Origin of the sequence: Variovorax sp. DAIF25 (genome assembly GCF_050711835.1) — a bacterium.
Lineage (GTDB): Bacteria > Pseudomonadota > Gammaproteobacteria > Burkholderiales > Burkholderiaceae_C > Variovorax.
On the sequence record NZ_CP136636.1, the window covers coordinates 5,794,253 to 5,818,823 of the forward strand.

Genomic DNA, 24,571 nt, shown 5'->3' on the forward strand with positions numbered 1-24,571 from the left:
CTACGGCCGCGTCCAGGCTCACGCCGATGGGGTACTCCCCGCAGCGAAATAAAGGAGGAGGCCGCAGGCCGGGGGACATTCGCGGAGGGGAGTACCCCGTCGGCGTGAGCCCACCCCGATCGGTCGATCTGCACGAACAATGAACAGGAGGTCATCACAGCGCCCCCTCGGTCGTACGCGCAACAGGCGCCGTCAACGGCGTACTCGCCTGCAGAGAACTCGTCGTGAGCACGGCAGCCTTCGCAGCCGCCTTGCGACGAACCCGATAGGCAATCAAGGTATCGCAAGCCAGCAGCGTGAACAGCAGCAGCCCCTGGAACACCCCTGTCAGCGACTTCGGCAGCCCGAGCCGCGACTGCGCGAGCTCGCCGCCGATGTAGAACATGCTCATCAGGATGGCCGAGAACACCATCCCCACCGGATGCAGGCGGCCGACGAAGGCCACGATGATGGCCGCGAAGCCGTAGCCGGCCGGCACGTAGGGCGTGAGCTGGCCGAGCGGACCGGCCACTTCGAGCGCACCGGCCAGGCCGGCCGCGCCACCCGAGGTCAGCAGCGCGATCCACACCGCGCGGCGCGCCGAGAAGCCCGCGTAGCGCGCCGCCGCGGGCGCGAGGCCGCCGACCTGCTGCGCGAAGCCCGCGCGCGTGCGGAACAGGAACACCCACAGCGCACCCACCCCCACCAGCGCGATGATCACCCCGATCGTCACGCGCGAGCCCTTGAACAGGCGCGGGATCTGCGTCACCGCCTCGAAGGTCTTCGACTGCGGGAAGTTGTAGCCGTTGGGATCCTTCCAGGGGCCGAACACCATGTAGCTCAGCAGCAGCGTCGCCACGTACACCAGCATCAGGCTCACCAGGATCTCGTTCGCGTTGAAGCGGTCGCGCAGCCAGGCCACGATGCCGGCCCAGACCATGCCGCCCAGCGTGCCCGCCACCAGGATCGCCAGCACGATCCAGCCGCCCGTGGTCTTGTCGGCCATCAGCGCCACGCCGCCCGCGGCGATCGCGCCGAACACGAACTGGCCCTCGGCGCCGATGTTCCACACGTTGGAGCGGAAGCACACCGCCAGGCCCAGCGCGATGATCAACAGCGGCGTGGCCTTCACCGTCAGCTCGCCCAGCGCATAGCCGTTCTTGATCGGCTCGTAGAAGAACACCAGCAGGCCCTTGACCGGGTCCTTGCCGAGCGCGGCGAACAGCGCCACGCCGATCAGCACCGTGATCAGCAGCGCCAGGATCGGCGAGGCGAAGGTCCAGAAGCGCGAGAGCTCCGGACGGGGTTCGAGCTTAAGCATGGGCGGCCTCCTGGTTCTTGTTGCTCTTGCCGGATTGGCCCGGCCACAGCCCGCTCATCCATTCGCCGATCTGCGCCAGCGTGGCGGCCGCGCGGTCGATCGAGGGCGACAGCCGCCCCTTGGCGATCACGTGCAGCCGGTCGCTGATGCTGAAGAGCTCGTCGAGCTCCTCGCTGATCACCAGCACCGCGCAGCCCGCGTCGCGCAGCGCGAGGATCTCGGCATGGATCAGCGCGGCCGCGCCCACGTCCACGCCCCAGGTCGGCTGCGAGACGATGAACAGCTTCGGGTTGGCGTCGATCTCGCGGCCGACGATGAACTTCTGCAGGTTGCCGCCCGACAGCGAGCGCGCCGCCGCCTTCGGGCCGCCGGCCTTGACCTTGAAGCGCTCGATGATGGATCTGGCCTGGCGCTCGAGCGCGCCGGTGCGGATCCAGCCGCCGCGGCCCACCGCGTCGCCGCGCGTCAGCAGCAGGTTGTGCGCGAGCCCCAGCGTGGGTACCGCGCCGCGGCCCAGCCGTTCCTCGGGCACGAAGTGCAGGCCCAGCGCACGGCGCGCGCGCGGGCGCAGCCGGCCGGCCGGCTGGTCGAACACCCGCACCATCGCCGCCTCGGCACGAACGTCCTCACCCGACAGCGTGTAGAGCAGTTCCTTCTGGCCATTGCCCGACACGCCCGCAATGCCCACCACCTCGCCCGCGCGCACCTCGAAGGACACGCCCTCGAGGTCCACGCCGAACTGGTCCTCGCGCGCCAGCGTGAGGCCCTGCACGCGCAGCGCCACCGCGCCCGCATGCACCGGCCGGTGCTCGAGCGGCGGCGGCTCGCTGCCGATCATCAGGCGCGACAGCGACTCGTTGCTCTCGTTCTTCGGGTTGCACACCCCCGTGACCTTGCCGCCGCGCAGCACCGTGCAGGCGGTGCACAGCTCGCGGATCTCGTGCAGCTTGTGGCTGATGTAGAGGATGCTGCAGCCCTCGGAGGCCAGCTTGTTGAGCACCCCGAACAGCTTGACCACCGCCTGCGGCGTGAGCACCGAGGTCGGCTCGTCGAGGATCAGCAGCTTGGGGTCGGTCAGCAGCGCGCGGATGATCTCCACCCGCTGCATCTCGCCCACCGACAGCGTGTGGACCGGCCGCGCGGGATCGATGTCGAGGCCGTACTCGCTCGCCTTGGCCGTGATGCTGCGCGCCACGTCGGCCAGCGCCAGCGACTTGTCGAGGCCGAGCCAGACGTTCTCGGCCACCGTGAGGGTGTCGAACAGGCTGAAGTGCTGGAACACCATGCTGATGCCCAGCGCGCGCGCCTGCTGCGGGTTGCGCAGGTTCACCGGCTGGCCGTCGAAGGCGACGCTGCCCTCGTCGGGCTTGACCGAGCCGTAGATGATCTTCATCAGCGTCGACTTGCCGGCGCCGTTCTCGCCGAGCACGGCGTGGATCTCGCCCGGTTGCACCGCCAGCGAGATGTCGCTGTTGGCGACCACCGCCGGGTAGCGCTTGGTGATGTGCGCGAGCTGGAGTCTGGGTGTTGTCATGCCGGTTCCGTGGGTTGTCTCGTTCGGTACAGGAATGGGCCTCGTCTCGCGGGTTCCGATGTACGTCGATAGCTATAAGTTTAATAGCGTGCCCACGGAATCCGGGCGATGGAAGACCCCGACTCCGGGGCTTCGGCTGATTTCGGGTTCAGTGGCCCGTCACATAGACGAACTTGAACAGGAAGATGGCGGCGATGACCCACACCATGGCATGCACTTCCCGTGCCCGGCCGGTGAACAGCTTGAGCACGGCGTAGGTGATGAAGCCGAAGGCCAGGCCGTTGGCGATCGAGTAGGTGAAGGGCATGGCCAGCGCGGTCACGGCCGCGGGGATGACCTCGGTGGTGTCCTCCCAGTCGAGCTCGACCAGGTCGCGCAGCATCAGGCAGCCCACGAACAGCAGCGCCGGCGCGGTGGCATAGGCCGGCACCGAGCCCGCGAGCGGCGAGATCATCAGGCAGGCCAGGAACAGCACCGCCACCACCACGGCCGTGAGGCCGGTGCGCCCGCCGGCCTGCACGCCGGCCGCGCTCTCCACGTAGGCCGTGGTGCTCGAGGTGCCGAGCAGCGAGCCCGCGAAGATCGCGCCGCTGTCGGCCAGGAGCGCCTTGTTCATGCGCTCCATCTTGCCGGGCACCAGCAGGCCGGCGCGCTTGGCCACGCCCATCAGGGTGCCGGTGGCGTCGAACATCTCGACCAGGAAGAACACCAGCACCACGTTGAGGATGCCGCCCTTGAGCGCGCTCAGGATGTCGAGCTGCATGAAGGTGGGCGCGATCGACGGCGGCGGCGCGAACACGCCGTGGAACTTGTTGCCGCCGAAGAAGAAGGACAGCACCGTGACCGTGACGATGCCGATCAGGATCGCGCCGCGCACCTTGAGCTTGTCGAGCACCACGATGATCAAAAAGCCCAGCGTGGCCAGCACCACCGGCGCCGAGTGCAGGTCGCCCAGCGTCACGAAGGTGGCCGGCGAGGCCGCGACCACGCCCGCGCTCTTGAGCGCGATCAGCGCGAGGAACATGCCGATGCCCACCGTGATCGCCGTTCGCAGCGACTGCGGTATGCCCTGGATGAACAGCTCGCGCAGCCCGGTGACCGTGACGATCAGGAACAGGCAGCCCGAGATGAAGACCGCGCCCAGCGCGGTCTGCCACGTGTAGCCCATGCCGAGCACCACCACGTAGGCGAAGTAGGCGTTCAGGCCCATGCCCGGCGCCATCGCGATCGGGTAGTTGGCGTACAGGCCCATGATCAGCGTGCCCAGCGCCGCGATCAGGCAGGTGGCGACGAAGACCGCGCCCTTGGGCATGCCCGCGTCGCCGAGGATCGAGGGGTTGACGAAGATGATGTAGGCCATCGTCAGGAAGGTGGTGAGCCCCGCGATGACCTCGGTGCGCACGGTGGTGTTGTGTTCGTTGAGCTTGAACACCTTGTCGATCCAGTTCATGGGTTTCTTGTCTCCGGGATGTGTTGTCTCGTGTCGCGTCGTGCGGCGTTGTTCTGAAGAAAAAGCGGGCCGAGCCCGTCCCTGGCGCGAGCTCGGTCGCGCCTCGAGGTCCTTGGGGTTCTGGTGAGGGGGCCGGCGCCGTCAGGCGCCCAGGGGCGGCGGATCGCGCGCATCGCGCGCGGGCGGGGTGGGCGGGCGCAGCGAGGCCGCCACGTCCTTGATGCATTCGCGCAGCCAGCGCGCCGAGCTCGACGAGTGGGTGCGCTCGTGCCAGAGCTGGTAGTACATGAGCCGCGGCAGCGCCACCGGGCAGTCGAGGATCTTCAGCGGCAGCCGCGCGGCGAAGCGCTCGCAGTACTGGCGGCCGGTGGTCAGCACCAGCAGGCTCGAGGCCACCATGTCGGGGATCAGCCCGAAGTGCGCGCAGCGCGCCGTGATGTTGCGCTGGCGCCCGAGCTCGTCGAGCATCTGGTCGATGATGCCGCGCCCGCCCGGGTGCATGGGCGTGGGCGCGATGTGCTCGGCCTGCAGCCAGGTCTCCAGGTCCCAGCCGCGGCGCACCGCCGGATGGTCCTGGTTCACCAGCGACACCACCTCGTCACCGAACAGGCGTGCCATGTGCAGGTCCTCGGGTGGCTTGAGCCAGTTGCCGATCACCACGTCGACCTGCCCCAGCGACAGGTGGCCGTGGTAGTCGGAGTCGGGCGACAGCGGATGGATCTCGATGTGGCACAGCGGCGCCTCGCGCTTGACCTGCGCCACCAGCATGGGCAGGAAGATCGGGTCCATGTAGTCGCTGGCCGCGATGCGGAAGGTGGTGCTGGCCGATTGCGGGTCGAAGCCGCGTGCATCGGAGAACAGCATCTCGGCCGCGCGCAGGATGCTCGCGGCCGGCTCGATCATGCGCAGCCCGGCATCGGTGGGCACCATGCCCGAGCCCGAGCGCACCAGCAGCGGATCGCCCGAGAGCTCGCGCAGCCGCTTGAGCGCGGCCGACACCGCCGGCTGGTACATCCCGAGCCGGATCGCGGCGCGCGAGACGCTGCGATCGGTCAGCACGGTGTGCAGCACCCGGATCAGGTGAAGGTCGATCTTGTCGAAAAGCGCCTGGTCTCTCATGGCCGCTCGCAAGGAAGTGGTCGATGCGAGGCGTTATACAGCCGAGGCACGGCGTCGGACAGCCGAACGCGGAGGGCGCGAAGCTTTCGCGAAAGTCGCAAAAGGAAGACATGGCGGTGTTCCTCGCTCTCATTTCTGCGGCTTGCGCGTGTTCTTCGCGTCTTCTGCGTTCGGCTGTCCGCTGGTGCGGCGCTCATTCCACCTGCACGGCCGTCACGGCGCGCAGGATCGATTCGCTCGTGGCGGGCGCGCGCAGCGGCGGGTCGACGCGGTGGCCGCCCGCGGCCGACACGGCATCGCGGATCGCGAAGAAGACCGAGAACGGCAGCAGCAGCGGCGGCTCGCCCACGGCCTTGCTGCGGTGGATCGAGTCCTCGAAGTTCTGGCCCTCGAACAGCCGCACGTTGAACACCGGCGGGCAGTCGTTGGCGGTCGGGATCTTGTAGGTGCTGGGCGCGTGGGTCGTGAGCTTGCCGCTCTGCGGATGCCACACCAGCTCCTCGGTCGTGAGCCAGCCCATGCCCTGGATGAAGGCGCCCTCGACCTGGCCGATGTCGACCGCCGGGTTCAGCGACTTGCCCGCGTCGTGCAGGATGTCGGCGCGCAGCAGCTTCCATTCGCCGGTCAGCGTGTCGACGATCACCTCGCTGACCGCCGCGCCGTAGGCGTAGTAGTAGAACGGGCGGCCCTGCATCTTGTCCTTGTCCCAGCTCAGGCCGGGCGTGGCGTAGAAGCCGTCGGACCACAGCTGCTTGCGGTCGAGGTAGGCCTCGCCCACCACGGTGCTGAAGGCCAGCGTGCGGCCGTTGACCTCGACCTTGTCGTTGGCGAAGCGCACCGCGCCGGGCTCGCCGCCATGGCGCTCGGCCGCGCTCTGCGCCAGCCGCTCGCGGATCTGGCGCGCGGCGTCCTGCGCGGCCTTGCCGTTGAGGTCGGCGCCGGTCGAGGCCGCCGTGGCCGAGGTGTTCGCGACCTTGGTCGTGTCGGTGGCCGTGACGCGCACGCGCTCGAAGCTCACGCCGAGCTCGTGCGCCACCACCTGCGCCACCTTGGTGTTCAGGCCCTGGCCCATCTCGGTGCCGCCGTGGTTCACCAGGATCGAGCCGTCGGTGTAGACATGCACCAGCGCGCCGGCCTGGTTGAAGTGCTTGACGTTGAACGAGATGCCGAACTTCAGCGGCGCCAGCGCCAGCCCGCGCTTGAGAACCGGGCTCGCGGCATTGAAGCCGGCGATCTCCTCGCGCCGCGCGCGGTAGTCGCTCGTGGCCTCGAGCTCGGCCACCAGCTCGTGCACGATGTTGTCGGTCACGGTCTGGCGGTAGGGCGTCACGTTGTTCTCGCCCTTGCCGTAGAAGTTGACGCGCCGCACGTCGAGCGGATCGCGGCCCAGCTCGCGCGCCACCGAGTCCATGATGTTCTCGATCGCGATCGCGCCCTGCGGGCCGCCGAAGCCGCGGAACGCGGTGTTGCTCTGCGTGTTGGTCTTGCCCGAGTAGCCGTGCATGCTGACATTGGGCAGCCAGTAGGCGTTGTCGAAGTGGCACAGCGCGCGCGTCATCACCGGGCCCGAGAGGTCGGCCGAGTGGCCGGCGCGCGAGACCATGGTGATCTCGGCGCCGAGGATGCGGCCCTCGGCGTCGTAGCCCACCTCGTACTCGTACCAGAAGCAGTGGCGCCGGCCCGTGACCATGAAGTCGTCGTCGCGGTCCAGCCGCAGCTTGACCGGGCGGCGCAGCTTGCTCGCGGCCACCGCGGCCACGCAGGCGAACAGCGCCGACTGCGATTCCTTGCCGCCGAAGCCGCCGCCCATGCGCCGGCACTCCACGTGCACCTCGTTCGACTGCAGGTGCATCGCATGCGCGACCAGGTGCTGCATCTCGCTCGGATGCTGGGTCGAGCAGTGGATGTGCAACGCGCCGCCCTCCTTCGGGATCGCGTAGCTGATCTGGCCCTCGAGGTAGAACTGCTCCTGCCCGCCGACGTCGAGCGTGGCCTTGTGGCGGTGCGGCGCGGCCGCGATGGCGGCGCGCACAGTGGCCTCGTCGCCGCCGTTGGCGGCACCGCCGCTGCGCACGATGTGCATCGGCGGCACCACGTACTGGCCGCGCGCATGCGCGTCCTGCGGCGTCAGCACCGGCGGCTGCGCCTCGATGGTCAGCGCGTCCTTGGCGCGCGCGGCGGCGCGGCGCGCGGCGTCGCGGGTGCGCGCGATCACGGCGAACACCGGCTGGCCCAGGTAGCGGATCTCGCCGCCGTCCTTCACGGACAGCAGGATCGGGTCGTCGTGGATGATCGAGCCGCAGTCGTTGGTGCCCGGGATGTCGTCGGCCGTGAGCACCGACACCACGCCCGGCATGGCGCGGATGGCGTCGAGCGACAGCGCCGTGACGCGCCCGTTGGCCGCGGGCGACAGGCCCAGCGCGCAGTGCAGGGTACCGGCGATCTCGGGGATGTCGTCGATGTAGGTGGCCTCGCCGGCCACGTGCAGGTGCGCCGATTCGTGCGGGCGGCTGATGCCCACGCGCACGCCCTGGTCGTGGGCGAGCGCCTCGGCACCCTGGTCGATGCGGGCGGCGGTGTTCTTGAGGTAGTCGGCAAAGGCCTCTGCGGGTTGCAGCAGGCGGGCATCGAGGGGCTTGTTCATGGTCTCAGACTCCTTGCGCGGCCGGCTTGGCGGTGGCGGCGTGCGGCATCACGCTCCAGACGCTGGTGGCGCTGCCGGGCAGCGCATCCTCGGCCCGGGTCTCGAGCCACAGGCGCTGGATCAGGTTCTGCGCCACCTGCATCCGGTAGTCGGCCGAGGCACGCATGTCGGACAGCGGCTTGAAGTCCTGCGCCAGCGCCAGCTTGGCCGCGTTCACGCTGGACTGGGTCCAGGGCTTGCCGACCAGCGCGGCCTCGGCCTGCGCCGCGCGCTTCACGGTGGCGGCCATGCCGCCGAAGGCCAGGCGCACGGCCTTGACCTTGTTGCCGCCGGGCTCGAGCTCGAGCGCGAAGCCCGCGCACAGCGCCGAGATGTCGCAGTCGAAGCGCTTGCTGATCTTGTAGGCGCGCACCTGGCGGCGCATCGCGGCCAGCGGCAGCCACAGGCCCTGCACGAATTCGCCGCTCTGCAGCTGGTTCTTCATGTAGTCGACGTAGAAGTCGGGCAGCGGCATGCGGCGCACGTCGGCGCCGCGGCGCAGCTCGATCTCGGCGTCGAGCGACATCAGCACCGGCGGCGAGTCGCCGATCGGCGAGCCGTTGGCGACGTTGCCGCCCATGGTGCCCGCATGGCGGATCGGCGGCGAGGCGAAGCGCAGCCAGACGTCGGCCAGGCTGGGCACGCGCTCGACCAGCGCCGCGAAGGCCGATTCGAGCGATGCGCCGGCGCCGATGTAGAGGTGCTCGCCGCGGACCTCGATGGTCTTGAGCTCGGGCACGTCGCCCAGGTAGATGATGTCGCCGAGGTCGCGGAACTGCTTGTTGACCCACAGGCCCACGTCGGTCGAGCCCGACAGCAATTGCGCGCGCGGCTTCTGCTCGCGCAGCGCGGCCAGCTGCTCGAGCGAGCGCGGCGCGTGGAAACGATCGATGCGCGCGCCCAGCGGGGCCGCGTACTCGAAGCCCGGGGCGTCGGAGGGCGGGTTCAGCGCGGTGAGCGCGGCCACCACCGCGCGGCTGTCCAGCCGCACCGGCGGCAGGTCGAACATGCGCTGGCCCGCGTCGAGGATCGGGCGGTAGCCGGTGCAGCGGCACAGGTTGCCCGAGAGGTCGTCGGCCAGCTGCTGGCGCGAGGGCTGGGTGCCGCGCGCCTGGTGGTGTTCGTAGGCCGACCACAGCGACATCACGAAGCCCGGCGTGCAGAAGCCGCATTGCGAGCCGTGGCAGTCGACCAGCGCCTGCTGCACCGGATGCAGGCAGTGCACGGGGTGCGGGCGCTTGTCGCCCTCCTGCAGCGCGGGGGCCGGGGCCGCCTGCGCAGCCTGGGACGACTGGCACTGGTCCTTGAGATCCTCGACCGTGAACAGCGCCTTGCCGTTGAGCGTGGGCAGGAACTGGATGCAGGCATTGACCGTCTGCAGCCGCAGGCCGCCGACCGCGTCGGGCGCGCCGGCCTCGGCCAGCTCGCCGATCACCACGGTGCACGCACCGCAGTCGCCCTCGTTGCAACCCTCCTTGGTGCCGGTGCAGCGCGCGTCCTCGCGCAGCCAGTCGAGCACCGAGCGGGTCGGGTGGACGCCGCTGACGTCGACGACCTGTCCGCGATGGAAGAATCGGATGGGCTGGCTGGGGCTGTGGCTGCTGCTCTCGGTACTCATGCTGTCGTGCTCGTGGGGTGGCGCGTGATGGCCAGGCCTGGACGTTAGCGGCTTGCGCCGCCGCACGCATACCGTGGTGCCCATATTGCGTATGCAGGGCCCGGTATGCGACGTACGGGGAAACCCTGGATTCGGGGCAATTCTCGTGCCATGGCGGCGCGGGCGCCATGGCCGCGCCGAAAAAACGGGCCTGGCGCCCGCTCAGCCGCCGGTGCCGTGCACCAGCCGTTCGAACACGTCCTGCGACCCCATCTGCCCGCCCTTGAGCATGATCTCGACCCCGTCGAGCCCCAGCGCCTCGCTGTGCAGCCGGCACAGCGCGGTGCCGGGCGCGAGCTGCGCGAGATAGGACAGCCCCCAGGCGTCGAGCGCGCCCACGGCGAGGCTGGAGGTGTCGCCGCCGGCCACGCCCACGCGCGACAGCGGCACGGCCGCGAGCACGCGCGCCAGCAGTTCGCCACCGGCCTCGGCCAGCGCGCGCGCGGGCACGCGGGTGTGGCCGGCGCGCGCGGCCTCGGTGGCGGTGCAGGCCAGCACGTGGACGCCGGTCGAGAGCCGGTCGGCCAGTTCGCGCGCGGCCTGCGCCAGGTGATCGGAATGGGGGTCGACCAGCCGCGCCGCGTCGAGCCAGACGACCTCGAAGGACCGCGCGGCCGCCACCTGCCGCGCCGTGACCGGCGAAAGGCTGCCGGCCAGCACGAACACCGGGCCGCGCGCGGGCGCCACGGCGACCGGCGCCGCGGGCGCCTGTGCCAGCCGCGGCGCGAAGGCCTGCACCACGCTGCTCGGGCCGACGGCCAGCAGCGGCGCCTCGGCGGTGGCGAGCGGCCACAGCGCCGCGCCGATGGCCTCGAGGTCCTCGGGCCGCGCGACATCGAACAGCACGGCCTCGGGCCGCTGGTCCAGCAAGGCGGCCAGCGCCTCGCCCGTGGCCGCATGCCGTGGGTACGGCAGGAGCGCGGTCTCGCCGAGGCCCTGCGCCTGCAGATGCAGCCGCAGGTCCGATTCGCGCATCGGCGTGACCGGATGGCGGCTCATGGTCGGATGGCGGTCGATGCGGTGCACCGTGCCGCCGCTGCCGGCCGCGGCGAACAGGTGGCCGAACAGGCAGTAGCGCTCGAGGTTCGGCTGGCCCCCGACGATCGCGGTCCAGGGCCGGCCGGCGGCGGGGCGCAGCGCCTCGATGGCGACGGCGATGTTGCCGACGCCAGGCGCGCTGTCGAAGGTGGAGCAGGTCTTGTAGTGCAGCACGCGCGCACCGAGCCCGGCCATCAGCCGCGCGATCGGCGCGAGTTCCGCGCGCATCTCGTCCGGCGCCATCGAGCGCGCCGCGCCCGCGATGCCCAGGCAGTCGAGCGTGCCGGCGCGCGCGAGCAGCGCCTCGTCGGGCACGCGCAAGAACAGCAAGGTGCGCAGCCCGGCACGCGCCGCGGTGGCGAGCGTGTCGGTGGCGCCGGTGAAGTCGTCGCCGTAGTAGGCGAGCGGCACCGGCGTGCTCATTTGGCGCCGAAGAAGGCCAGCGCCTGCGCCAGCTCGGGCGCCTCGCGCGCGGCCTCGGCCACCGGCACGCCCGCGCGCGCCGCGGCCCAGGCCTGGCGGATGCTCGCCACGCCCGCGGCCGCGCCGCCCGGATGGGCCAGGATGCCGCCGCCCGACATGAACAGCAGGTCGTCGCTGCCGACCGCGGCCCAGGTCGGCGCCACGGTGCCGGCCCACTGGCCCGAGGAGAAGGCGGGCATCACGCGGTCGTCGAAGGCGCCCTCGCCCTCGCCCGCCGCCAGCGGCGCCAGGCAGTCGCGCGCCGACTCGATCACCTCCTCGTCGGGCTGCGAGAACTTGCCCTGCAGCCCGTGCACGTGCATGTGGTCGACGCCGGCCAGCCGCCACAGCGCCTGGTAGGCCTGGAACGAGATGCCCAGCAGCGGGTGGCGCGACAGCGCGCCGTAGCCGTTGCGGTGGCCGTGCAGCGCCAGCGGCGTGTGGCGGCGCAGGGTCTGGATGCCCGAATGGCCGCACCAGTTGAGGCTGGCCATCACGCAGCTGCCGCCCTCGCGCTCGACCAGGTCGGCATGGCGCTTCATGGCGTCGGTCTCGTCAGTGATGTTGAAGGCCACCATCACCTGCTTGCCGGTGCGCTGCGCATGGTCGCGCACCACCGCCATCACGGCCGGCACGCGCTCGGCCAGCGGCGCGTGCAGCGGATCGGCCGAGACCTCGTCGTCCTTGATGAAGTCCACGCCGGCGGCGCACAGCCGCGCCACCAGCTCGGCGGTCTGCGCGGCCGAGAAGCCGACGTTGGGCTTGATGATGGTGCCCACCAGCGCGCCCGTTTCCACGCCGGTGGCGCGGCGGGTGCCGGCCACGCCGTGGCTCGGCCGCTCGAACTGCGCGCGGTAGGCCGCGGGCAGCTGCAGCGATTCGAGCCGCAGCCCCGTGACCTCGCCGAGGTCGTAGAGGTTGCCCGCGACCGTGGCCGCCAGCGTCGGCAGGTTGGCGCCGATGTTGGCGACGGGAAAGGAGATGTCGACCAGCGCGCGCCGCCACGGCCCGCGCCGGCCCTGGCGCTCGAGCAGCGCATTGGGCAGGCTGGGCGCCGCGGCCGGCTCGAGCTCGGCGATGGCCTCGACGGTGGCGCGCGCCCGCGCGCGCAGGTCGTCGGTCTCGCCCTCGACGCGCGTGAAGGTGCCGCACGACTGCTCGCCCGCCATCACCTCGGCCACCGCGGCCGGCTCGAGCGGCGTCTCGATGCGGTAGCGCGCGCGGATGCGCTGTTCTGCCTGCGCCATCGTCATCAGAGCTTCGACAGGTCGGGGAAGGGCCGCACCGGCTCGCTGCCGTCCCAGCCTTCGGAGGCCGCGCGGATCAGGTCGAACATCTTGCCCTTCGGTCCGGCCACTTCCGACAGCTCGATCACGGTGCCCGGGTGGTATTCGGTGTCGAAGTAGATGAAGCGGCCGCGTTCGCCCACCTCGCCGCTCATCACCGGCTTGAAGCCCTGCGCCGTGAGGCGCGCGAGGTCGGCGTCGTAGTCGGCGGTCCAGTAGGCCACGTGCTGCAGGCCGGTGCGGCCCGCACGCAGGAAGTCGCGGTACATCGAGGGCACGTCGTTGCGGGTCTGGATCAGCTCGACCTGCACATAGCCCGAGTTGGCCAGCGCCACCGAGTTGTGCGGCTCGTGCGCCTCGCCGTTGTAGCGGTAGTTGCGGATCGGCACCTTGGGGTTGTAGAACCAGGGACCGACGCCGAGCTCGCGGCTCCAGTAGTCCATGGCGGCCTCGATGTCGGGCACCACATAGCCCAGTTGGCGGATCTCGCCGAGGAATCGACTCATTTTCTTGCGCGCTCCGTTGTGCGTGTTGTTGTCAGACTTTGAGAAAACCGGTGGAGAACCACGGGATCGCGGCGACCAGCACCAGCCCCGCGAGCAGCGCGGCCATGTAGCCCCAGATGTGGCGGATGCCCTCGTCCGGATCGACCTTGCTGACGGCGCAGGCGCCGTAGTAGCCGACGCCGAAGGGCGGCGCGAACAGGCCGATGCCCATCGCGAAAATCACGACCATGGCGTAGTGCACCTCGTGCACGCCGGCCGCCTTGGCGATCGGGAACAGCAGCGGCCCGAACAGCACGATGGCCGGGATGCCCTCGAGCACGCTGCCCAGCACGATGAAGGCCACGATCGAAACCGCGAGGAAGCCGTAGGCGCCGCCCGGGATGCCGGCCATGAGCTTCGCGAGGTCCTGCGAGAAGCCCGACTGCGTGAGCCCCCAGGCCATGGCGGTGGCGCAGCCGACGATGAAGATGATGGCGCCCGAGAGCGAGGCGGTCTCGACCAGCATCGGGCGCAGCCGGCGCCAGTCGAACTGGCGGTAGATCAAGAGGCCGACCAGCGCCGAATAGACGATGCCGATGGTCGAGACCTCGGTGGCCGTGGCCACGCCCTCGACCACCGCGGCGCGGATCACGAAGGGCAGCAGCACCGCGGGCAGCGCCACCCCCAGCAGCTTGCCGATCTCGCGCGCGCCGTGGCGCTTCACCCGGCTCAGGTCCTCGCGGCGGTAGCGCCACCAGACCACCACGCAGAGCATGGCGCCGAGCACCACCGCGGGCATCAGGCCGCCGGTGAACAGCGCCGCGATCGAGATGCCGGTGACCGAGCCGATGGTGATCAGCACGATCGAGGGCGGGATGGTCTCGGTCTGCGCGCCGGTGGCCGACAGCAGCGCCACCAGGTCGCCGGGCTTGGCGCCGCGCTTCGTCATCTCGGGGAACAGCACCGGCGCGATGGCCGCCATGTCGGCGATCTTCGAGCCCGAGATGCCCGAGATCAGGTACATGGCGCCGATCAGCACGTACGACAGGCCGCCGCGCACATGGCCCAGCAGGCTGGCGAGGAACTGGATCATGGCGCGCGCCATGCCGGTCATCTCGATCAGCGCGCCGAGGAAGATGAACAGCGGCACCGCCAGCAGGATCAGGTGCGACATGCCCTCGTCGAGCCGCCCCACCATCACCAGCATCGGCGTGCGCGTGGTCAGCGCCAGGTAGCCGAAGGTGGCGAGCGCGAACGAGAAGGCGATCGGCACGCCGGCGAACACGGTGAAGGCCACCACGCCGACGAAGAAGATCAGCAGGTTGAGCTTGCCCAGCGGCGCCAGCACCGGCCCTGCGAGCCAGAAGGCGGCCACCAGCGCCACGGTGCCGAGCGCGGCCACGGCGATCTGCCGCAGGGTGCACACGCGCAGCAGCCGCAGCAGCGCCACCACCCCCATCAGCGCGATGCCCGCGGGGATGGCCGAGGCGCGCCAGGCATTGCTGATCTCGAGCGCGGGCGTGACGACGAAGGACTCCTCGTGCGCGTAGTCGATGGCAGGCCAGGCCACCAGCGCGAGGAAGGCCACCGAGGCCGTGATGGCGAAGGTGTCGAACAGCGCGCGCGTATCAGGGCGCAGCCGCGCCACGAAGGCGGTCATGCGCATGTGCTCGCCGCGGCGCAGCGCCACCACGGCGCCGAGCATCGACAGCCACAGGAACAGGATCGAGGCCAGCTCGTCGGACCACACCAGCGGCGCATGGAAGGCATAGCGCGCCGTGACGCCCGCGAACAGCACCACGATCTCGGCCAGCACCAGCAGCGCGGCCAGCGATTCCACCGTGCCGCCGAGCCAGCGGTCGAGGCGGCCGGCCAGCGGCGCCAGCGCGTTCGGATGGGACGCGGCGGCGCCACCGGGGGCGAGCGCGTCGGCGGGAAGCACGTGCGAGGACATGGGTGACGCTCAGGCCAGCTTGCCCACGGCCTCTTCGAGCAGCGCCCAGGCCTCGGGGCCGAAGCGGCCCTTCCACTCGCCGTAGAAGCCCGAGTCGCGCAGCTTGGCGCGGAAGCTGTCGGCCGCCGGGCGGTTGATGGTCAGGCCCTTGGCCTGCAGGTCGCCGACCACCGACTCGTTGAGCTTGCGGATGTCCTCGCGCTGCTGCAGGCCGGCCTCGTTGATGGCGCGCGCGACGACGGTCCTGAGGTCGGCCGGCAGCGCGTCCCAGGCGCGGCCGTTGGCGATGAACCAGTAGCCGTCCCAGATATGGTTGGTGAGCGAGCAGAACTTCTGCACCTCGAACAGCTTGGCGACCTGGATGATCGGCAGCGGGTTCTCCTGCGCGTCGACGATCTTCGTCTGCAGCGCCGAGTAGACCTCGCTGAACTGCAGGCTCGCGGGCGCGGCGCCCAGGCCCTTGAACATCGAGATCGACAGCGGGCTCACGGGCACGCGGATCTTCAGGCCGTCCATGTCCTTGGCGGTGGCGACCGCGGCCTTGCTGCTGGTGGTCTGGCGGAAGCCGTTGTCCCACATCTTCTCGAAGGCGTAGAGGCGCGACTTGGCGATCGCGCCGCGCACATGGGCGCCGAGCTTGCCGTCCATTGCGGCCCAGACCTGCTTGTAGTCGGCGAAGGCGAAGCCCACCGCGTTGATCGCGGCCACCGGCACCAGCGTGGCGATCACCAGCGCCGAGGGCGTGAAGAACTCGATGCCGCCCGAGCGCACCTGGGCCAGCATGTCGGTGTCGCCGCCGAGCTGGTTGTTCGGGAAGATCTTGATCTCGACCCGGCCGTTGGTCTCCTTGGCGATGCGGTCGGCCGCTTCCTGCGCGCGGATGTTCAGCGGATGGCCGAGCGGCAGGTTGTTGCCGTACTTGTACGAGAACTCCGCCGCGCGGGCCGTGCGCGGCAGGGCCGAGAACACGCCCGCGGCCGGAACGGCCGCGATGGCGGGAAGGGCGGACAGGGTGCGAATCGCGCTGCGGCGGGTGACCGGTGCCATGCTGTGTCTCCGTTGTGTGGATGATGCGAATTGATGCATCATTGATTGAATTTCCTCGAAGATATAGGCCTCACCCTGTACCGTCAAACTACGGTTTGATGGTTTTTGATGTATGCGGGTTAACCCTTCAAACCAATCCTCCGAGCCGGCCGACGGCACCGCGGCACGCGCCACCGTGGCCGACATCGCGCGCACCGCGCAGGTCTCGACCGCCACCGTCGACCGCGTGCTCAACAAGCGCCCCGGCGTGCGCGACGCCACCGTGCAGCGCGTGCTCAAGGCCGCCGCCGAGCTCGGCTACCTGCCCGAGCGCGACCTCTACGCGGCGCTGGCGCCGCGGCCGCTGCGGCTGGTGTTCCTGCTGCCCAGCGGCACCAACCGCTTCATCCGCATGCTCGGCGACATGGTCGGCTACGCGCAGGAGCACTGGGCGCCGTTCAACGTGGTGTGCCGCACCGAACTCACCGAGAGCTTCAACCCCGAGGCGCTGGCCGCCGCGCTGCTGCGCCTGGGCGGGCGCTGCGACGGCATCGCGATGATGGCGCTCGAGCATCCGGCCGTGCGCGAGGCCGTGGCCGCGCTGGCCGCGCGCGGCGTGCCGGTGGTGACGCTGATCTCGGACCTCGCGAACTCGCAGCGCGCGGCCTACATCGGGCTGGACAACCGCGCCGCCGGCCGCACCGCGGGCTACCTCATCGGCCGCTTCATCGGAGCGCGCACCGCCAAGGTCGCGCTGATCGCGGGCAGCCTGCGCTACAGCGCGCATCAGGAGCGCGAGGCCGGCTTCCTGCAGGTGATCGACGAGATGTTCGAGCCGCTGCAGGTGGTGGGCCTGCGCGAGGGCCAGGACGATGCCGACAAGAACTACCGCCAGACCCGCGCGCTGCTCGAGCAGCATCCCGAGCTCGCGGGCATCTACAACATCGGCGGCGCCTCCGACGGCGTGGCGCGCGCGCTCAAGGAAGCGCAGCGCGACCAGAAGGTGGCCTTCATCGGCCACGGCCTCACGCCCGACACGCGCGCGCTGCTGATCGACGGCAGCATGGACGCGGTGATCACGCAGAGCCCGCATGCGACCCTGATGAGCTGCGTGCGCATCTTCACCAACCTGCGCGAAGGGCGCGACGTGCTCAGCGGGGTGGAGACGACGCGCAGCGTGGTGATCTTCAGGGAGAACCTGCCTTGAGGCGCGGGGGTATTCGCGGCTGATGGAAACTAGCATCGATGCCGCAAACCCCGACCCCACGCCCCTGCTACGCGATCAAGACCGAGGTCGCCGACCCGCGCGCCACGCGCTTCGAATTCGCGGCCCAGAAGACCATGTACGGCGGCAAGCAGATCGCGCCCGGCGACACGGTGTTCGTGTTCGCGAGCGAGAACGCGGGCGGCGCCGGCCTGGTCGCGATGGGCATCGTGACCGCGGCCGAGGCGCTGCCGCTGGTGCCCGACCTCGAGCGGCAGACGCCGCGCGTGAGCATCGCGGTGCGGCGCACCGCGCTCGCCAAGGCCCCGCTCGGGCGGCGCGAGCTCAAGCCCCATGCCGACTGGAACGACGGCCGGCCCGAGACCGAGCTCAACTTCAAGTTCTACCGCCAGGCCACCGACAAGATCGTCGGCATCTCCGACGCCGCGGCGGACTACCTGCGCGCGTTCTTTCGCTGAGCCGGCTCAGCGCTCAGCGCTCGGCGCGGCCCGCGCGTTCGGCGAACAGCTCCGCGATCACCTGCCGCAGCCAGCGGTTCGCGGGGTCGGCCTCGAAGCGCTTGCTCCAGTGCAGCGACACCGTGAAGTCGCGCAGCGGAAAGGCCGGCTCGACGATCGCGTAGCCGCCCTCCTGCGCGAAGCCGCGCGCGATGTTGCGCGGCATCACCACCGCGAGGTCGGTGGCGCGCACGATCGCCGGCAGCACCATGAAGTGCTCGGTGGTCAGGCGCACGCGGTCCTCGAGGTTCAGCAGCTGCAGGATGCGCAGGGTCTCGGCATGGGTGCGCACCGCCACGTACTCGAGCGTCTGCAGCGCCTCGATCAGCGCCTGGCTGGTGCGCCGGCCGCGCGCGAACGGATGGCCCTTGCGCAGCAGCACGATGTAGCGGTCCTTCAGCAGGTGCAGGCGCTGCGTGTCGCGCACCTTGGGCAGGAAGCCGAAGGCGAAGTCGACGCGGCCGCTGTCGAGCGCGGGCGCGATCTCGCCGGGCGCGAGCGGCAGCGTCTCCATGCGCACGCCGGGCGCGAGCTCGCCGAGCCGCGCCATCAGCGCGGGCAGGAAGCGGCCCTCGCCGATGTCGCTCATGTGAATACGAAAGACCTTGCGCGAGGCCTGCGGCTCGAAACGCGCGGGCTCGTGCAGCGCCTCCTCGAGCAGCGCGAGCGCGGCCTGCACGGCGGCCGCGAGGCGCTCGGCGCGCGGCGTGGGCGCCACGCCGCCGGGGGCGCGCGTGAACAGCGCGTCCTTCAGCAGCAGCCGCAGCCGGCCCAGGCCGTGGCTGGCCGCGGGCTGGGTCAGGCCCAGCGACTCGGCGGCACGGCTCACGCTGCGCGCGCGGTAGACGGCATCGAAGAGACGCAGCAGGTTGAGGTCTATGGTTTCAATATGCATGCCGTTCATATCGCTTAGCTCGCTTATTTTATTGAAGCCGGGCCGCAAGCTCCGCACACTGGCGCCCGGCGTGAATTCGCCGCCCCCGACGAAAGCGCCACCACAACGAGAAGGAGACACGACATGGCCAGACTGCGCCCGCATTCGATGTCAGCGGTGCTCGCGACCCTTGCAACCTCCCTGCTCCTCGCGGCCGGCGCCGCCTGGGCCCAGCAGCCGCCCACCGAGGAACCCGGCTGGGCCAAGGGCCGGCCCAAGAACGACGCGGCCACGCGGCTGGCGCCCGTGCCTTCGTTTCCGATCCCGACCGCGGCCGACCAGTTGCCCACCGCCAAGTTCAAGCTGCCGCCGGGCTTCAAGGTCGAGACCTGGGCCTCGGGCGTGCTCGATGCGCGCTCGCTGCGCCAGGGCGCCAAGGGCACGGTGTTCGTGAGCACGCTGTTCGTCGGCAACAAGGTCTATGCGATCGCCGAGAAGGGCGACCGCAAGCCGAAGACCATCGTCGACAAGACCGAGTTCGCCACCGGCATCGAATTCCACAAGGGCGCGCTCTACCTCGCCACGCACAAGCAGATCCAGCGCTACGACGGCATCGAGGACAAGCTCGACAACCCCGGCCAGCCGGTGGTGCTCTACGACAAGCTGCCCGGCGGCCAGGACCACAGCTGGCGCTACCTGCGCATCCGCGACGAGAAGCTCTACTACGCGGTCGGCGCGCCCTGCAACCTCTGCGAGCCCGACGACGCGCATGCGCGCATCTTCCGCATGAACCTCGACGGCAGCGGCATCGAGACCATCGCGCGCGGCGTGCGCAACACGGTGGGCTTCGACTTCGATCCGAAGACCGGCAACCTCTGGTTCACCGACAACGGGCGCGACTGGCTCTCCGAGGACCTGCCCAACGACGAGCTCAACGTGGTGACCAAGGCCGACCAGCACTTCGGCTACCCGTACTGCCACCAGGGCAACATCCTCGATTCGGAATTCGGCTGGGGCAAGAGCTGCGCCGACTACGCCAAGCCCGCCGCGCTGCTGGGCCCGCACGCCGCGGCGCTGGGCATGACCTTCTATCAAGGAAAGATGTTCCCGGCCAAATACCGCGGCGCGATGTTCATCGCGCGCCACGGCCCCTGGAACCGCACAACCAAGTACGCCGACATCGCCGTGGCCTGGCCCGACGGCAAGGGCGGCGCGAAGGTCGAGCCCTTCATGACCGGCTTCGTCGAGAACAACACCTACCTGGGCCGGCCGGTGGACTTCCTGGTGCTCAAGGACGGCTCGATGCTGGTGAGCGACGACCACGCGGGTGCGATCTATCGCATCAGCTACGGCGGCAAGTGAGGCGCGCCGGATGACGAGGCACACGGCGATGGTGACGATGGCGATGCTGTGGGCACTGGCCCTGCCCGCGTTCGCGCAGGCGACCAAGGGCGCGCAGCCCAAGGCCGCGCCGGCGGCGGCATCGGGCGCCAAGGTCTATGCCGAGCGCTACGCCGCGCTGTGCGCCGCCTGCCACGGTGCCGACGGCCGCAGCGAGATGCAGGGCGTGCCCTCGCTCGCGGGCCAGCATTCGTTCTACGCGATCACGCAGCTGTTCCTGTTCCGCGAAGGCCGGCGCGCCAACGAGGCCATGACCGCGGTCGCCAAGACGATGAAGGACGAGGACCTGCGCGGCTTCTCCGACTTCATCGCGACGCTGCCCGCGCTGGCACCGGCCGCCGCCGCCGCGCCGCCCGACGCGGCGCGCATGGCGCGCGGCCAGGCGCTCGCGCAGGAGAACCGCTGCGTGATCTGCCACGGCGCCGACCTGAGCGGCGGCCAGCAGGTGCCGCGCATCGCGCACCAGCGCGAGGAATACCTCGCGCTCACGCTGCAGGAGTTCCGCAGCGGCAAGCGCCCGGGCTACACGCAGGCGATGGGCGAGGCCGTGGGCCGCATGGCGCCAGAAGACCTCGACACCCTCGCCTACTACGTGGCGCGATTGCCCACCGCACCACCCAAGCCCGGCGGCAAGTAGCGCCCCCTCCAGCAACGACCAACGCCGGCCCGCACCCGGCGCGGGGACGCCTGCGTCCGCGCATTCCTTCATCACCCACGCATCAACTTATCGGAGCCGATTCTTTTGGAAGTCTCATTCAGCAAGGAAGTCGAGGCGCTGCGCCTCGGCGAGGGCGACACCTTTCACGGCGAGGGCATCCTCGCGATCACCAAGGGCCTGCTGCAGTCGGGCGTGGCCTATGTCGGCGGCTACCAGGGCGCGCCGGTGTCGCACCTGCTCGACGTGATGGTGCAGGCCAAGGGCTACATGGACGAGCTCGGCGTGCACGTGGAGGCCTGCTCGAACGAGGCCTCGGCCGCGGCCATGCTCGGCGCCTCGATCCACTATCCGCTGCGCGGCGCGGTGACCTGGAAGTCCATCGTCGGCACCAACGTGGCGGCCGATGCGCTGTCGAACCTGTCCTCGCCCGGCGTGACCGGCGGCGTGCTGATCGTGGTCGGCGAGGACTACGGCGAAGGCGCCAGCGTGATCCAGGAGCGCACCCATGCCTATGCGCTCAAGTCGAGCATGTGCCTGCTCGATCCGCGGCCCGACCTGGCCGTGATGGTGCGCATGGTCGAGCAGGGCTTCCAGCTCTCGGAGACCTCGAACATGCCCTGCCTGATGGAGCTGCGCATCCGCACCTGCCACGTGCGCGGCAGCTTCGCGTGCAAGGACAACCGCGCGCCCGCCGTGTCGACACGCGCGCTCATGACCGACCCCGCGGGCTTCGACTACATGCGGCTCGCCCATCCGCCCGTGACCTTCCGCCACGAGAAGCTCAAGGGCGACGAGCGCATTCCGGCCGCGCGCCGCCACATCGTGGCCCAGGAGCTCAACGAGCTGATGCCGGGCGGGCGCCATGCCGAGCTCGGCATCGTGGTGCAGGGCGGCCTGTACAACGCGCTGATCCGCGGCCTGCAGCAGCAGGGGCTGGCCGATGCCTTCGGCGAGAGCGAGATCCCGATCCTGGTGCTCAACGTCACCTATCCGCTGGTGCCCGAGCAGCTGGCCGACTTCTGCCTCGGCAAACGCGCGGTGCTGGTGGTGGAGGAAGGCCAGCCCGAGTACATCGAGCAGGACATCGCCACGCTGCTGCGCCGCCGCGACATCCAGACGCCACTGCACGGCAAGGACCTGCTGCCCTCGGCCGGCGAGTACGGCGTGGAAGTGCTCTCGGGCGGGCTCGCCGCCTTCGTCGCGAAGTACGTCGGCGAGGGCGAGACTGCCGCATCGGCGCTGTCGGCCCAGGCCTGGCTGGCCGGCAACCGCGAGCGCCGCGAGGCGGTGGCGCGCCGCCTCGACGTGCCGCTGCCGAACCGGCCGCCGAGCTTCTGCGTAGGCTGTCCCGAGCGGCCGGTGTTCTCGGCCCTCAAGCTCGCGCAGCAGACCACGGGGCCGGTGCACATCGCGGCCGACATCGGCTGCCATGCCTTCGGCACTTTCGAACCGTTCTCGATGGGCCACTCGATCCTCGGCTACGGCATGAGCCTCGCGAGCCGCGCGGGCGTGTCGCCGATGATGAACCGGCGCACGCTGTCGATCATGGGCGACGGCGGCTTCTGGCACAACGGCCTCTTGACCGGCGTGCAGAGCGCGCTGTTCAACGGCGACGACGCGGTGCTGCTGATCTTCAAGAACGGCTACACCTCGGCCACCGGCACGCAGGACATCATCTCCACGCCCGACGACGAGGTGAAGGAGCGCGCCGTCGACAAGCAGCAGAGCCTGGTCGACAAGAACCAGACCATCGAATCGACCTTGAAGGGCCTGGGCGTGCAATGGATGCGCACCGTGACCACCTACGACGTGGAGCGCATGCGCCGCACCCTGACCGAGGCGCTGACCAGCGACTTCGATGGCCTCAAGGTGGTGATCGCCGAGGGCGAATGCCAGCTCGAGCGGCAGCGCCGCATCAAGCCCTGGATCGCGGGCCTGCTGCAACGCGGCGAGCGCGTGGTGCGCGTGAAGTACGGCGTGGACGAGGACGTGTGCAACGGCGACCATGCCTGCATCAGGCTCTCGGGCTGCCCCACGCTCACGCTGAAGGACAACCCCGACCCGCTCAAGCTCGACCCGGTGGCGACCGTGATCGACGGCTGCGTGGGCTGCGGCCTGTGCGGCGCCAACGCGCACGCGGCCACGCTGTGCCCAAGCTTCTACCGCGCCGAGGTGGTGCAGAACCCGAAGTGGCACGAGCGGCTGCTGCATGGCCTGCGCGGCGCGGTGGTGCGCGCGCTGCGCCCGGCTTGAGGAGACACGAGCCATGGAACGACATTCCTCCCCGGCGTCCACGCAGCGCCCGATCACCCTGCTCGTCTGCGCCCTCGGCGGCGAAGGCGGCGGCGTGCTCACCGAATGGCTGGTGGAGACGGCGCGCCACGCGGGCTTCGCGGCTCAGAGCACCTCGATCCCCGGCGTGGCGCAGCGCACCGGCGCCACCACCTACTACATCGAGGTGTTCCCGGTACCGCTCGAGCAACTCGGCGGGCGCCGGCCCGTCTTCAGCCTGAGCCCGGTGCCGGGCGCGCTCGACGCGATCGTGTCGTCGGAGCTGCTCGAGACCACGCGCCAGATCGGCAACGGCATGAGCGCGCCGCCGCGCACGCTGGTCATCAGCTCGTCGGCGCGCGTGCTCACCACCGCCGAGCGCATGGTGCCCGGCGACGGCCGCGCCGACGCGCAGCGCCTGATCGACGTGGTCAAGGCCTTCAGCCGCGAGCACCACGTGCTCGACATGGGCGCGATGGCGCGCGAGGCCGGCACCGTGGTCAGCGCCGTGATGCTCGGCGCGATCGCGGGCAGCGGGCTGTTCCCGTTCGAGCGCGCGGCCTACGAACATGCGGTGCGCGGCGGCGTCGCGCACGACAAGGTCGGCAAGGCGGCCGCGGCCAGCCTGCGCGGCTTCGCGGCCGCCTTCGAGGCCGTGAGCGCGCCGCGTGCGCAGGCCGCCTTCGTGCGTGGCGTGCTGGCCGAGGAAGGCCGCGATGCGCCGCCGCCCGCGCGCGCGCTGCCCGCCGAGCTGGCGCAGCGCTTTCCGCCGGCCGTGCACGACCTGCTGGCGCTCGGCCATGCGCGCGTGCTCGACTACCAGGACGAGGCCTATGCCGCGCTCTATGCGCAGCGGCTGGCGCGCGTGCTCGATGCCGAGCGCGCGGCCGACCCGGCCGGCGCGCGCGGCTTCGCCATCGTGCGCGAGACCGCGCGCTGGCTCGCGCTGTGGATGGCCTTCGACGACATCGTGCGCGTGGCCGCGCTCAAGGGCCGCGCCAGCCGCGCGCAGCGCGTGCGCCGCGAAGTGCGCGCGGGCGAGGCCGACATCGTGAAGGTCTACGACCACTTCAAGCCCGGCGCGGCCGAGTTCGCGGCGCTGCTGCCACCCGCGCTCGCGCGCCGCGTGACGGCCTGGGACCGCGCGCGCCAGGCGCGCGGCCGCGAGCCCTGGGCGCTGCCGCTGCAGGTGGGCAGCCATGCCGTCTGGGGCATGGCCTCGCTGCGCCTGCTGGCCTCGCTGCGCTGGCTGCGCCGCCGCGGCAGCCGCTTCGCGGAGGAACAGGCGCTGATCGAGCGCTGGCTCGCGGCCATCGAGGCCGGCGCGCGCGAGAACTGGGTGCTGGGCCGCGAGCTCGCGCAGTGCGGCCGGCTCATCAAGGGCTATGGCAGCACCAACGAGCGCGGCAAGCACACGCTGCTGCACCTGGTCGGCGAACTCGCGGGTCGCACGGCGATGCCCGCGCCGGCACGCGCCGAGGCCATCGCCGCCGCGCGCGAGGCCGCGCTGGCCGACGAAGGCGGCAAGGCGCTCGATGCCGCGCTCGCGCAGCACGGCGCGGCGCCGCGGCCGGTGCAGGCGCAGCCCATCCGCTGGATGAAGCGGCCGCCGGCCGCCACGCCCTCGCGCCCCGCCTGAGCCTCATCGCAT

General features: G+C 70.7%; 18 protein-coding genes. 6 read left to right on the forward strand and 12 right to left on the reverse strand.

Features of this window, described 5'->3' with window-relative positions:
* Positions 1-154: 154 nt before the first annotated feature.
* From R0232_RS26755 to R0232_RS26805, 11 genes are all read right to left on the reverse strand, one after another.
* Positions 155-1,300: an ABC transporter permease gene (locus R0232_RS26755; protein WP_057591999.1), complete on the reverse strand. Its 1,146-nt coding sequence runs from the start codon at positions 1,298-1,300 to the stop codon at positions 155-157.
* The gene (locus R0232_RS26760; RefSeq protein ID WP_431510052.1) at positions 1,293-2,834 is read right to left on the reverse strand and encodes an ABC transporter ATP-binding protein; all 1,542 of its coding nucleotides are present in this window, start codon (positions 2,832-2,834) and stop codon (positions 1,293-1,295) included. The genes R0232_RS26755 and R0232_RS26760 overlap by 8 nt, the downstream gene beginning before the upstream one ends.
* Positions 2,835-2,982: 148 nt before the next feature.
* Positions 2,983-4,284 carry an NCS2 family permease gene (locus R0232_RS26765; RefSeq protein ID WP_093340442.1) on the reverse strand — a complete coding sequence of 434 codons (1,302 nt, stop codon included), beginning with the start codon at positions 4,282-4,284 and terminating at the stop codon, positions 2,983-2,985.
* A 141-nt stretch (positions 4,285-4,425) separates the two neighbouring features.
* Positions 4,426-5,403: a LysR family transcriptional regulator gene (locus R0232_RS26770; protein ID WP_057592004.1), complete on the reverse strand. Its 978-nt coding sequence runs from the start codon at positions 5,401-5,403 to the stop codon at positions 4,426-4,428.
* Positions 5,404-5,596: 193 nt separating this feature from the next.
* Positions 5,597-8,047: a xanthine dehydrogenase molybdopterin binding subunit gene (gene xdhB, locus R0232_RS26775; RefSeq protein ID WP_431510053.1), complete on the reverse strand. Its 2,451-nt coding sequence runs from the start codon at positions 8,045-8,047 to the stop codon at positions 5,597-5,599.
* A 4-nt stretch (positions 8,048-8,051) separates the two neighbouring features.
* Entirely contained in the window at positions 8,052-9,704 is a 1,653-nt protein-coding gene (gene xdhA, locus R0232_RS26780; protein WP_431510054.1) for a xanthine dehydrogenase small subunit, read from the reverse strand.
* Between the two features lie 201 nt (positions 9,705-9,905).
* Positions 9,906-11,204: a four-carbon acid sugar kinase family protein gene (locus R0232_RS26785; protein ID WP_431510055.1), complete on the reverse strand. Its 1,299-nt coding sequence runs from the start codon at positions 11,202-11,204 to the stop codon at positions 9,906-9,908.
* Complete coding sequence (locus R0232_RS26790) at positions 11,201-12,490, reverse strand: ribulose-bisphosphate carboxylase large subunit family protein (RefSeq protein ID WP_431510056.1); 1,290 nt, start codon at positions 12,488-12,490, stop codon at positions 11,201-11,203. Before R0232_RS26790 ends, R0232_RS26785 begins: the two co-directional genes overlap by 4 nt.
* A gap of 5 nt (positions 12,491-12,495) precedes the next feature.
* On the reverse strand, positions 12,496-13,035 hold the full coding sequence (locus tag R0232_RS26795) for a VOC family protein (RefSeq protein WP_057592011.1): 540 nt from the start codon (positions 13,033-13,035) through the stop codon (positions 12,496-12,498).
* Positions 13,036-13,066: 31 nt separating this feature from the next.
* Complete coding sequence (locus R0232_RS26800; protein WP_431510057.1) at positions 13,067-14,968, reverse strand: TRAP transporter large permease subunit; 1,902 nt, start codon at positions 14,966-14,968, stop codon at positions 13,067-13,069.
* Between the two features lie 9 nt (positions 14,969-14,977).
* Positions 14,978-16,015 carry a TRAP transporter substrate-binding protein gene (locus R0232_RS26805; protein WP_431510058.1) on the reverse strand — a complete coding sequence of 346 codons (1,038 nt, stop codon included), beginning with the start codon at positions 16,013-16,015 and terminating at the stop codon, positions 14,978-14,980.
* A gap of 112 nt (positions 16,016-16,127) precedes the next feature.
* On the opposite strand from R0232_RS26805, the gene R0232_RS26810 reads away from it, so the two are divergent.
* Complete coding sequence (locus R0232_RS26810) at positions 16,128-17,201, forward strand: LacI family DNA-binding transcriptional regulator (protein ID WP_296725196.1); 1,074 nt, start codon at positions 16,128-16,130, stop codon at positions 17,199-17,201.
* 38 nt (positions 17,202-17,239) lie between these two features.
* Positions 17,240-17,677, forward strand: coding sequence for a hypothetical protein (locus R0232_RS26815; RefSeq protein ID WP_431510059.1), 438 nt, complete (start codon positions 17,240-17,242; stop codon positions 17,675-17,677).
* 13 nt (positions 17,678-17,690) lie between these two features.
* Here the strand turns inward: R0232_RS26815 and R0232_RS26820 are convergent, their stop codons facing one another.
* Positions 17,691-18,620 carry a LysR family transcriptional regulator gene (locus tag R0232_RS26820; protein WP_093340459.1) on the reverse strand — a complete coding sequence of 310 codons (930 nt, stop codon included), beginning with the start codon at positions 18,618-18,620 and terminating at the stop codon, positions 17,691-17,693.
* A 114-nt stretch (positions 18,621-18,734) separates the two neighbouring features.
* Here R0232_RS26820 and R0232_RS26825 point away from each other — a divergent pair, with 114 nt between their 5' ends.
* From R0232_RS26825 to R0232_RS26840, 4 genes are all read left to right on the forward strand, one after another.
* Positions 18,735-19,952: a PQQ-dependent sugar dehydrogenase gene (locus tag R0232_RS26825; protein ID WP_172705586.1), complete on the forward strand. Its 1,218-nt coding sequence runs from the start codon at positions 18,735-18,737 to the stop codon at positions 19,950-19,952.
* Between the two features lie 10 nt (positions 19,953-19,962).
* Positions 19,963-20,628 (forward strand): c-type cytochrome, encoded by a 666-nt coding sequence (locus R0232_RS26830; RefSeq protein ID WP_431510060.1) that lies wholly within the window; start codon positions 19,963-19,965, stop codon positions 20,626-20,628.
* Positions 20,629-20,733: 105 nt separating this feature from the next.
* Complete coding sequence (locus R0232_RS26835; RefSeq protein ID WP_431510061.1) at positions 20,734-22,902, forward strand: thiamine pyrophosphate-dependent enzyme; 2,169 nt, start codon at positions 20,734-20,736, stop codon at positions 22,900-22,902.
* 13 nt (positions 22,903-22,915) lie between these two features.
* Positions 22,916-24,559 carry an indolepyruvate oxidoreductase subunit beta family protein gene (locus tag R0232_RS26840; RefSeq protein WP_431510062.1) on the forward strand — a complete coding sequence of 548 codons (1,644 nt, stop codon included), beginning with the start codon at positions 22,916-22,918 and terminating at the stop codon, positions 24,557-24,559.
* Positions 24,560-24,571: the final 12 nt, after the last annotated feature.